General features: G+C 37.7%; 8 protein-coding genes. 4 read left to right on the top strand and 4 right to left on the bottom strand.

What is annotated here, in order from left to right; genetic code table 11:
- Together ACYVAA_RS14475 and ACYVAA_RS14470 are read right to left on the bottom strand one after the other, a co-directional pair.
- Positions 1–955: GntR family transcriptional regulator (locus tag ACYVAA_RS14475; RefSeq protein WP_460542931.1), on the bottom strand; the 955-nt coding region annotated here is incomplete at its 3' end.
- Between the two features lie 272 nt (positions 956–1227).
- Entirely contained in the window at positions 1228–1722 is a 495-nt protein-coding gene (locus tag ACYVAA_RS14470; protein ID WP_460542929.1) for a DUF6702 family protein, read from the bottom strand.
- Between the two features lie 39 nt (positions 1723–1761).
- Here ACYVAA_RS14470 and ACYVAA_RS14465 point away from each other — a divergent pair, with 39 nt between their 5' ends.
- From ACYVAA_RS14465 to ACYVAA_RS14450, 4 genes are all read left to right on the top strand, one after another.
- A complete protein-coding gene (locus ACYVAA_RS14465) occupies positions 1762–2346 on the top strand; it encodes a HupE/UreJ family protein (protein ID WP_460542927.1) in 585 nt (194 codons plus the stop codon).
- Between the two features lie 182 nt (positions 2347–2528).
- Positions 2529–5465 (top strand): alpha-mannosidase, encoded by a 2937-nt coding sequence (locus ACYVAA_RS14460; protein ID WP_460542925.1) that lies wholly within the window; start codon positions 2529–2531, stop codon positions 5463–5465.
- Between the two features lie 517 nt (positions 5466–5982).
- Positions 5983–9129 carry a SusC/RagA family TonB-linked outer membrane protein gene (locus ACYVAA_RS14455; RefSeq protein WP_460542923.1) on the top strand — a complete coding sequence of 1049 codons (3147 nt, stop codon included), beginning with the start codon at positions 5983–5985 and terminating at the stop codon, positions 9127–9129.
- Between the two features lie 14 nt (positions 9130–9143).
- Positions 9144–10616, top strand: coding sequence for a RagB/SusD family nutrient uptake outer membrane protein (locus ACYVAA_RS14450; RefSeq protein ID WP_460542921.1), 1473 nt, complete (start codon positions 9144–9146; stop codon positions 10614–10616).
- Between the two features lie 105 nt (positions 10617–10721).
- On the opposite strand, the gene ACYVAA_RS14445 is transcribed toward ACYVAA_RS14450, so the two are convergent.
- Both ACYVAA_RS14445 and ACYVAA_RS14440 read right to left on the bottom strand, forming a co-directional pair.
- Positions 10722–11669, bottom strand: coding sequence for a glycoside hydrolase family protein (locus ACYVAA_RS14445; protein ID WP_460542919.1), 948 nt, complete (start codon positions 11667–11669; stop codon positions 10722–10724).
- A 13-nt stretch (positions 11670–11682) separates the two neighbouring features.
- Positions 11683–12258, bottom strand: coding sequence for a glycoside hydrolase family protein (locus ACYVAA_RS14440; RefSeq protein ID WP_460542917.1), 576 nt, complete (start codon positions 12256–12258; stop codon positions 11683–11685).
- Positions 12259–12548: the final 290 nt, after the last annotated feature.

Below are 12548 nucleotides of genomic sequence, written 5' to 3'. Positions count from 1 at the left end.
CTTCAAAATCAGTCGTAAAAACGGTTACGCCTAAAAACTTTTTCAGCGGCGTGTCATTGTAGGATATGATGCCTATATCCTTTCCAAGTTCCATATGACACTCCTTTATTTGACTGATAATTCCTACCAAATCATTTTCCTGTATTACGATATACGCATCACCCGACTTCAATTCAAATTCATCATCAGAAGAATCAATAACTTCAAAATCAATCTCATTTTCTATACAAAATTTCCGAAACCCAATTTTTATTTCTTGAGGATGAGGATACAGGTTGTTATCAGGAAATATTAAAATCAACTTATTGTATTTTGATATGTAATTTTCAGCTTCTAATAATGCAAAATAGATATCCATTTTGAAGTCCTGATAAATAGAGGCAATCCCTTCTCCCAGTTGTTCCAGCTTATTATCCATGATGAGAAGCTTATTCGCGGGGATTTTTTGGAGGGAAGTTAAAATTTCATCATTACAGTTTAGATGATGGTTTCTTTCATCCTTAAAATGAGGCATTATTATAAACCGGTCGTACTGCCCTAACGCTTCGTTTATTTTATTGATAAAAAGATCCTGATCGCAATGATATACATAAAACTCCACCTTCACATCAGGGCCAAAAGAACTTAAAAATGCTTTGTAAATTTTAAGTTTATAATCACTAAACTTATTTAAAAGAAATAAAATCTTTTTGGTTTGAATTTCTTTGGCGTTGGCGATATAATAGCCTTTTCCCCTCCTTGATTCAATTATTCCTTCTTTTTTTAACAGTATATAGGCCTTTTCAACGGTATCTCTTGAAACGTAGAACTGTTCACTTAATTCATTTATAGAAGGAATTCTTCTGCCCTTCTCAAAGTTGCCATTGTTTACATCCTCAGTAATTGAATTAACAATTTGCCTGTACTTGGGCACGCGAGAATCTGTTGAAATTCTAATAAAGTTTTTATTTTCCATTTACGCTGTAATTTTAAAATCCCTTTTTATTTCCTTCCTTATCCGGTTAATTCCTCTTCACAAAACCAAGCACTTTTACTACTGAACATAACACCAATGTATCGTTTTAGGAATTTAATACATTTTCAATTATTACCAAAACCGGTTTAGTTAGTCTTAAACATTGATTTTATCAAAACTATCTGTATCTTTATTGTGCATAATATTTTCATCAACTACAATAACCCCAAACTTACAATGGTCAATTTTAAATATGTATCTGACTTTGGTCATTACCACTCCAAACTCAGCCTGGTCTTACGCAAGGAAAATCTTAAACTCTTCTGCTTCCCATTGTTATTTACTTTAACTAAATTTTCTTGACTGTCAAAGACATGTAATAAAAGCGTATTTTCAATTAGCATACTATTAAACGGTTCTACATTCTCGACTTGAAAGTGACACCATAGGACCAGATCTTCATAATCCATCCCTAAAAAAATTAAGCTCAATGGCTGATCCGTATGTATTTGAACTTTTTCAGAAATATACTTTTCAACTTGAGTTCCTAAATATACAGAATCAGACTTATCGTATAAATTAAGTCGCCTATTTCCACTAAAATCTCTTAGTGCTATTTCAAAATCATCAAGGAAAAGTTTAACATCAACTTGCATCTCCTTTAAATCACCATCATACTTAATTTCACTGACACTTATTTTAAAGGGATGTTCAGGTCTGACATCACAGAAAAAGATTATACAAATTATATATATTATATTAAACATATTACAAAATTACCTTTTAAAGCTAAATAAAAAAATAATATGTCCAACTTCAATCTTTATTTCGGGCTAGGATTTGATCATATTCTAGACATAAATGGGTACGATCATATCCTGTTTATTATTGCCTTGGCTTGTATCTATCAATTAAAGGACTGGAAGTTAATAATTGCATTGGTCACCTCCTTCACCATTGGGCATTCTATCACCCTGGCGTTGGCAACCTTTCAATTAATCCAACCTAACAGTCAACTTATCGAATTTCTAATCCCCCTGACCATACTTTTCACCTGTATCTCCAATTTATTTTTCAAAGCCAATAGGACATTTTCAAGCAATAAAAGTTTAAATACTTTTCTAGCGGGGACGTTTGGTTTAATTCATGGTTTGGGATTTTCAAATTATTTAAGAAGCCTACTTGGCTCAGAGGAATCCATTTTAGTCCCCCTGTTTTCTTTTAATCTAGGACTGGAAGTAGGCCAAATAATTATTGTAGTGCTTTTTCTGTTATTATCCTATCTCATCGTTACACAACTAAAATTATCCAGAAGATACTGGATAATTGGAATTTCCGCCTTGGTTGCGCTGGTTAGTTTAAAACTGATAAATGATTCAGTTTATTGGTAAAGAATCGGTCATTTAGGCATCTCCCGTTATATTTTATTAACTTTTTCTGAAAAACAAAATGGTCAGTATTTCAACTTCTTTTTAATAAAATAGGTAGAATGAAATAAAATTTTCACTAAATTAGCCCAACTAAACCGCTTTAGTTATTAGATTTTCAATAAACGTAACCAAAATAAAACGATATGCATTTCAACAATGTCATTAAACAGCTTAAAGATCAAAAACCCTTAGGGGGTATCCGAAAACAGGAAAATAATACCTTTACAAACTTGCTAAAGATATCTTTGCGGAGCTTGATTCTCTTATTTGGACTACAACTATCCAGCTTTGCCCAAGAAGCAAAGTTCCATTATTATTCCCCAATCGATTATAAGAAAACAGGTAACCAGGTACTGGCAAAAGCAAAAATCTTTATTCCTGATGAATTGGGGAAAACAGAGATCATATTAGATGGTATCCCCCTCAAAACAGAAGTTTACAGTAAGGACACACTAAGTGTTTGGGTTCCCCTAATTGGAAAAAGCAGCACGTTAACGATCAATTCAAAAGGGAAAAAACAAACCAAAGCCATTTTCGAACCAATAATCCCTTCAGACTGGGGTTATTTCCAAAATGGAACCGTTCATATTATTGTCTCCTCCCATCAGGACATCGCTTGGATGAATACACCTGAATATTGCAGGGAGGAACGTATCCACGATATTATTTTACCTGCCTTGGATACCATGAACCTACATAATGATTATAGGTTCGAAATGGAACAGACCCTAAATTTGATTGAGCTCCTAGAGGAATATCCGGAAAAAAAAGAGACTGTAAAAGAAGCCTATAAAAACGGCCAATTTGAGTGGGGAGCCACTTTTAATCAGCCTTATGAAGGAATAGAATCCGGTGAGCAATTGGTGAGACAAATGTACTGGGGACGTAAGTGGATCAAAGACAATATCCCTGGCATGGATGCTCACACTGCATATAATGTAGATGTCCCAGGTCGTTCCCTGCAATTTCCCCAAATCCTGTCCAAAGGAGGAATTAAAAATCTCGTCATAAGTAGATTTGGGGAGGGTTTTTATAATTGGTACAGTCCGGATGGCAGTAAAATATTTACTTACAGTCCTGGAAATTACGGTTGGGCTGTAATTTTTTATAAGTATTTTGACCAACAGGCACCTTTGGCAATGAATAGCCTCAACAAGCAGTTAAAAAACTGGGATGAATATTATGAGAAAAGAAATATTCCGCCGCATTATGGTGTTATGATAAGCCAGGATGCTGCTGGCCCCATTTACTATCGTGAGGTAGTGAAGGAATGGAATAATATTGTAAAACTATCAGAGATTCCCCTTCCTAAATTAAGGCATTCCACGGCAGACGAATTTTTAAAGGAGGTAAATGTCCCTGAAGCTAAATTTGATTCCATACAGGGTGAGCGTCCAAATATCTGGATGTACATCCATGGCCCTGGCCATTATCAAGCGATCAAAGCCAAACGGAAAGCCAGTGTTTCTTTACCTGCCGCCGAGATTTTCTCCACTTTTGCAGGTCTTGTGGATAACAACATGAACAGCTACCCCAAAAATGATTTTGATGAGGCATGGTTCAATGCTATATTTCCTGACCATGGATGGGGAGGCTTGAATGGAGGTGTAACCGACAGCACTTTCCAAGCAAAATTGACCCAAGCACATGAGGAGGGGGAAAAACTTCTCCATACTGCTTTATCAAAAATTACTGCTAACATCAAGACGAAAAAGCCAAATGGAAAAGTTGTCTTCAACGACCTCAATTGGTCCAGGGATGAACTAAGTACCATTAATCTTCCAGAAGGGGATTCCAATTATATTATATTGGATGAAAATGGTCAGACTGTACCAAGTCAAAAAGAAGATAACCAATTGCATTTTATAGCTAAAGAAGTACCATCGGTAGGTTTCAAGACTTTTTATCTGGAAAAATCAAAGAAGAAAAGTCCTACTCCATCTGAATCAGGCGTTAATTATTTTGAGAATAAATACTATAAAATAACCTTGGGAAATGGAGGATTGAAAAGTTTGTTTGATAAAGAATTAAATCAAGAAGTGCTAAATACTACAAGATATGCAGGAGGTGATGTCTTAGCCTTAGGCTACGATGGAAACGGAGCAGGAGAGTTTGTGGAGATGGCCAAAACCAATATGCGTGACTACTCTAAGCTTAGCGATATGGAAAGCCATTGGAAAACGGTCAGCTCTGGCCCTGTATTCACGGTTTTTGAAGCCAGTTATTCTTTAAATGACATTGAAATCATTCAGAGTATTAAGGTTTTCAATGACATAAAAAAGATTGATTTTGAATACACTATCCCCAATTGGGACGGCAGGCACAATAGGCAATGGCGATTTGCCTTGGGTATCAATGAACAACATGCCAACATCAGCTATGAAAGCCCTATGGGGATGGTAACAGTTGGAGAAGACGAGTTGCCCATTTCCCCAGGGGGATGGTCCTGGGAAGGTACTTACCGCCAATTAGGCGAATATGTCCACCCTAGGGAAGTACTTGATTTTATGACGGCCAGCGGTGATGATTTAGGCGTTACATTATCGTCAACGGTATCTGTAGTAGACTGGATCGATCCTGTAAGAGACGCTGTAAGCTACCCTGTACTACAAGGAATTATGCTTTCTACCCACAAAAGCTGTCATGGAATGGGGCCTTTTTATGAACAAAAAGGAAAACATACTTTTAAATTCTCTATTTCGTCTCACCAACCCGGTTGGAAAAATGGCTATCAGTTTGGAAAAGGAAGCCAACATCCTTTTTATACCCTATCAAAAAATGTCCAAGATCAATCAGGGAAATTACCATCAGTCATGAGCTTTATGGAAACAGATTCACCATTCACTGCTATCAGTACCATAAAAAAATCTGATTATGATGATGATATCATTCTTCGACTGGTAAATATGCAAGAAAAAGCTAAGAAAGAAGGAATAAGGCTTTCCGGAAAAGTCGTTAAGGCAGAGCGCACCAATTTGGTGGAAGAATATTCAGGTAAGGTGAATATTTCAGGAAGTTCCTTCTCCGTCCCTCTCCAAAAAAATGCTGTGGAGACATACAAGTTAAAGGTTCAATACTAAATCGATCCATTTATGTGAGGGTCTCCCCTTCCATAGGAGACCCTCACATATAATAGTAAGAGGGTGATGGCATTAAAAGGAAAATAAATTTAGGAAGGAATCATAAACACTTAAATATTTCCGTAACAATTGGTATTAAACAATTATGTCCAATCAAGTTTTATCCGATAGTTCTTTTATAAACCCATAACTTAACCTCAACATAATTTGGTATTATTTGAATTTATCTTAACTTAGCCAACTAAACCGCTTTAGTAAACTATGATGGTTCATATTTCCCAAATACAGAAAGGAATAACGAGTATTAAGAAAAAAGTAAAACCTTTAACTAAACCGCTTTAGTTTCGGTAATTATAAAATTGATTTACTATAAATCTTTTCATGTTTAATCCCTTAAGACTATGATTCCACCCTAGCAAAACACCTTAGATGACCATAAGCAACATCATGGAAATCAAATCATGCCCATTTGCGCATGACCGAACTAAAACCAAATAAATCTAAAATTTCCTACATTATGAAAAATCATTTTACATGGACAAATTTCACCCAAAAAAAACAGCCGATTGTTTGGGTATTCCTGTTCTGCTTACAATTTCCGATCAGTCTATCGGCTGAAGCCCTAATTCACCTTACTGAAAATGACAGGCATCAAACCACCTATCAGCAAGTGACCATCACAGGCAAGGTCACTGATGAAAATGGAGAAGCTATTCCTGGGGCCACGATTTTAGAAAAAGGAACTTCAAATGGCACCACCACAAGTTTAGATGGGAACTTCTCCATTAGCGTGAATGAAAATGCGGTTCTTGTCATTAGTTTTATAGGTTATGCTTCCAAGGAAATCCCTATCCAAAACCAATCAGAACTAACAGTAATCCTAGAAGAGGACCTTCAGAGGCTTGATGAAGTAGTGGTCATTGGATATGGAGAACAAAGAAGAAAAGATGTAACTGGCGCTGTAGCTTCCCTCACAAGTGAAGAAATGAGTAATAGAATATCTGTTCACCCTTTGGATAATATTCAAGGAAAAATTGCCGGGGTAAACGTATATAATGGCTCTGGACGACCAGGCGGTGCAGACGCGCTAAATATCCAAATCCGTGGAAAAGGGTCACTTTCCACATCCAATCAACCACTTTTTGTAATCGATGGAGTAATAGGCGCAGACATCAGTTTAATTAACGTAAATGACATCGAAAGCATAAGTGTTCTAAAAGATGCCTCTGCCACTGCCATTTATGGTTTCAAGGGAGCCAACGGTGTGGTACTTGTCACTACCAAAAAAGGGAACAAAGGAGGCATACAAGTAGACTTGACAGGTAACCTTCAAGTAGGAATGCTTAGCCGATATCCAGAGATGTTGAGTTCCGGTGAATATTGGAATAAGGTAAAGTCTGCCATCGATCAAGAACAGCGTGACTTAGGGGCTCCTGCAGGCTCATTTGTAGACGATTATGGTGCGTCCTACCCAATGTTATTTAATCCCGACGGATCACCTAAGTACAATACTAACTGGATCGAGGAAACCACGAGAACAAGTATTTCCCAACAGTATTTTGCTAATGTGCGGGCTGGTGGAGAAAATTATAATGCATCAATTTCCGTAGGTACCCAGGACGACCAAGGCATTATATTAAACACCTATGCCGGTAAAAAAACCATGCGTTTCTCAGGGGATTTTGATGTAAACAAATGGTTAAAAGTGGGTGGTAACTTTAGTTATGGAAGTACCCGAACCAATATCGTGGATGATTACAGAGTGGGTGCCAATGGTTTGACCAGCGACATGCTTTTTTATCTCCCCATATACCCCACCCGATATGAGGATGGCACAAAGGTTTACGCAGATGACCTGTTAAATCCCAATGGAACTTGGGACATTTGGTATGGAGCTACTCCAAAAGATCGACTGGGATACATTGACAGGATTACAGAAAGATCCCAAGTATTGCAGTCCTATTTTATCGATATAAAATTAGCGGAAGGTCTGAAATTCAAAACCACCTATTCATTGCAAGAATTCAATGAAGCCGGTAAAACCCATACGCAAAAGGAGTTAGACACATTTGTCAATAGGACTTACGGTTCAGTAAGTAATGCCAAAACTGACTATATACAGTTTGAAAACCTTTTATCCTATAATAGAACCTTCAGCTTAAAGCATGATTTCAGCACCTTACTTGGCGCGTCGTGGTATCAAAACACCATATTTAGGTCTGGGATGTCTACCCGAGATTTTGATGATTTCTTTGGGTATTACAACCTTGCCCAAGGAACGGATGATGCTGTCATTTCGAGTGGATGGACCAGACGCAGGGAAAACTCTTACTTTGGAAGAGTTAACTATTCTTATGACGAAAAATACATGCTTACGGTAACGGGACGTGCAGATGGATCCTCGCGATTTGGAACCAATAATAAATACGCATTTTTCCCATCAGCGGCATTAGGTTGGAAAATTTCCAATGAAGATTTTCTCAAGGGATCCAGTTCCATCCGTAATCTTAAATTACGTGCCAGTTATGGCTTGATTGGTAACGACGGTATCGGAGATTTCACCAGAATCGCTAGCCCAGGCAACCAGCAAGTTATCTTTAATAATCAAAGGACCATAGGAACCTCACAGGGAAATTTGGGTAACAATGATCTCCAATGGGAAAAAACGACGGACATCAATTTGGGATTTGATTTGGTACTGTATGACCGTATTGGTCTGACTGCTGACCTATATAGCCGAACCACCCAAAATTTACTGGACAATGTTCCCGTTCCGGAATTTACGGGATACAGTTCAATCACTTCAAACATTGGTTCTGTAAGAAATAAGGGTCTTGAGGTCTTGATCAATACAACAAACATCAGCAAAAGAGATTTCATGTGGACTTCCACCTTCAACTTCACTAGAAATATCAATGAGATTGTAGAATTAGGAACTGAGGACGCAGATGTCCTGATTAGAGGTCAATGGTTTTTTGATGGAATTCACCGAGTAGGGCAACCTTCTTTCTCTTTCTGGGGCTTTAGAAGATTAGGAACTTGGGGAACTCAAGAAGAGGCCAAAGCAGCAGAATATGGTCGTGTACCAGGGGACATTAAATTGGAAGATGTCAATGAAGATGGTAAAATCGATAGCCAGGATATGCAAATAATCGGTAACCCTCTTCCAGATTACAATTTGAATATCGGCAATAACTTTTCCTACAAAAACTGGAACCTGAGTTTCGATATCAGAATCGTGAAGGGTGCTGATATCATGGATTATTCCACCATACTATATACTGATAGGATGGGCTATGGAAATGTGTACAAAGAGCTGTTTGAACAAGCTTGGACCCCTGAAAATCAAAACACCATGTTCCCTAGAGTCAGAAAAGACCTAAAGGCCTTCAATGGAATGGATTCAGGCCATATCTTCGATGCCAGCTTTATTAGAGGTCAAAACCTTAGTTTAAGTTATACTTTTGGGGACAACATTTTGAAAATGTCCACCATCAAGGCTGCCCAGGTATATTTTAACCTGCAAAACTTCTTCGTCATCACGAAGTATCATGGATACGATCCCGAAATAAGTTCATTCCGAGGAGAAAATAGGGAAGGAAGAGAACTGAATGGGTATCCCAAACCTCTCCTTATGAATTTCGGTGTAAAAGTAAGTCTTTAAAAAATACAGAAATCATGAACAAATTCATCTTATATATACTATTCGCATTTTGCTTGGCTTCCTGTACATCGTACTTAGAGGTGGAGCCCAGATCTTCCAAATCAACTGTTGGCACATCTTTACTAGACGCACAACAATCAGTGGATGGAATTTATGCTTTTCTTAGGGCCCCATACAATAGGACTGGCTTTGCCTCCATGGGCTACTCTATCTTAGAGGTTACTACCGGAACACTTAAACCTGCTGTGGGCACCCAAGACACTGGCATGGAACAAGCTTACCGTCTTGAATTCAATGATGGAAACGCTGACCTTTTGACCCTATGGAACTCCTATTACGAAGGAATTGAAGCAGCTAATATTGCCATAAATTCCATACCTAAAATCAATGATCCTGAATTAACGGAGGAAATATCCGAAAACCTGTTGGCAGAAGCTCATTTTTTAAGGGCTTATTACTACTTCCAGCTTGTTCAAATATTCGGTGAAATTCCCCTTAATTTAAAACCAACAGAATCATTAAGCGACGGACAAATTTCGAAGACGGGTATTAAAGAGATCTATGAAGGTGTCATAGTCCCCGACTTACTAACAGCAGAGTCGGCAGATTTACCCAACACTTCCCCTATTGGAAGGGTTTCTAAGGGAACCGTCAAATCATTATTAGCTAAGGTATACCTGACCATGGCAGGATATCCATTAAATCAATCGGATAAATACACACTGGCACGAGATAAGGCCAAAGAAGTGATCGATGCAGGCTGGTATAGTCTTTTCCAATCTGATGCAGGAGGACTTTCCTGGATGGATAAACTCAGTGATCCAGCCTTTGACCTGGGTTCTGAACATATATTGATGGCCCAATATGATGGAAGTTTTGTCATTTCTACCATTTCCAGCTATTACAGCCCTTTGGGTGGTGCCGGAAAAGTAACCAATATGCCGCTTCATTTTGGAGGGATGGAACCAGAAGAAACCTTTTTAAGCTCTTACCCATCGACAGATGTGAGAGGACAGAATCAAGGTTTTTTCTTTAGTGAAATGGATGGACATACCTTTAACCCATCAGTATATAAGTTCTTTTATGAAGGTTTCAAATCCGCAAATGGTGTATCCAACAAAAATGTTGGGCTTATTAGGTATGCCGATGTTCTGTTGACCTTCTCGGAGGCACAAAATGAAGCTGATGGAGCAAATGCTCAAGCATACAATACCCTGAATCAAATTCGCACGAGAGCGGGATTGCCCGAAATTTCCGGACTGAGCAAAGAACAATTTAGGGAAGAGGTTTGGAAGCAAAGAGTATGGGAATTCCCTGCAGAAAACGGGTTGATCTGGTTTGATATGAAGAGAACCATGAAAGTGTATAACGGAACTGGATTTAGTGACTTCCAAGGTCATACATTACCTAGTGGATTTACCCTGACTGAGGACAACCTATATTGGCCGGTTCCTGCTAATGACGCCACACTAAATCCTAATTTATAATAATGAAATCGAATTAGATAAAAGGTCCTGATCTGCTAAGCGGTCAGGACCTTTTTATTTCAAATAAATCTATGAAAACCACAGAACATCTTCTCTATCCCACTCTTAATCAACAGTTTTAATAAGGTAATCCATTCTATCTGTATGAACATTATGTGTATTTTTTATAATGATCTTATGGCTTTGCTTTGGCATTTTAAGCTCCTCTAATTTCACGTCACGTACATCATGCAAAACAAAGGGAGGACGAAAATCTTCTTTATTGAGTTTTAGAACCACATTTTTAAAGCTGATATTTTTAACATGCCTGACATAAAATCCCCATGATGGCAGTTCCCTGAACATAGTAAATTCAGGATATCCATCAATGTTCTCAGGAACCTGGTCCAGTCTACTTAATGGCACATAAGCCATTCCTTTGGAAGCCCTTCCTGGATATGAAATTTCAACATTCTCAATTTTTACATTTTGGATATGGTGCCCAGGTATCCCAGATATGGGTGAAGGAATAGGATTATGAAAATAATCGACGGCTGGCCCCCGCATATCATAATCAATATCAGGTCTTCCAAATGGGACTTGGACCTTGAAATCATGAATATAAACATTCTTTATACTTCCTGGCTCTAGGCCATCCCGGTGCCCAAGACGAATGAAAATAGGATTTCCAGAATTAAAGGCCTTGATATTGGAAACCTCAATATTTTCAATGTCAGCACCATCCACACTTTCAATGGCTATCACGGAACGAAATGTATCATCAACCCTAATATTTTCAATTTTCACATTTTTGAAACCACCATAAGAAGCAGTACCAAATTTTATGGCACTTGCACTCGTTCTTATTTTACAGTTGGCAATGTAAATGCTATCATTAGCATGGTCCTTATAATAGGATTTAAGACATATCCCATCATCTGCAGTATTGATGTCGCAATTGGTAATCTTTACATTTCGACTATCGGTAATATCTATGCCATCATTATTCCAGTAAGCTCGATTTACTACTTTTACATCATTGATTTCTAAATTTTGACAAAGTTCAAAAGACAACCCCCAACAAGCACTATTGGTCAGTCAGCCCCTTCACTTCAATATTTTTACAAGTTGAAAACCGAAACAATTTCGGTCGCATGGTTTCATGAGGCCGCCTATTTTTTACACTATATTTCGGATCAATATTTTCACCAATATGGTGCAGACTATCAATGTTAAGTGCCAAATCCCTTCCCTGCCCATCAATAGTTCCCATTCCTGTTATTGAAATATTATTCGCTTTATAAGCGACCAATAGCGCCATCTGAGAATTATCATCTTTACCTCCTTGCTGGGGCCTCCCGGACATCTCTAGGCTTTCATAGTCATATGGGTTAGTACTTCCAAGCATCACTGCTCCTTTTTCAAAATACAAGTGGATATTGGACTTAAGTCTTATACTTCCAGTCAAGTAGTGTCCCTTTGTGAATATTATTTCTCCCCCTCCTCCGTCAGCTACTTTATCAATAAGTTTTTGAAGGGCTAAGGTATTTAAGGAAATGCCATCACCATTTATTCCGTAATCTGAAACATAAAAACGCTTTTCGTTCCCAAACACCATAAAAGTGGAGAATAGCAAAACGATGGTTAATAATTTTATTTTCATGATACTAATGTTATATTTTTGATGGAGAAAACCAGCTAAAAGTGATGAATTAATTGGAATTTACGAGCATTTTAAAACTTGATTTTCGTAAAGAAAAAATTAAAAACGATTTTGCCCATAAAAAAATCTGAACAACAGGTGTTATCCAGATTTCCAAATTAATAATAAAACCCAAAATTATATGAAACACAAATGTACTTCCACTTACTCATCTGAGAATAACAGCTAAGTAAACACCATTATTTTCCCGCGGTGGGATCTTCTATAGTATACTTAAAGCAGATACATGC

The organism is Echinicola sediminis (assembly GCF_054777495.1).
This window is presented reverse-complemented; position numbering and strand designations above follow the sequence as displayed.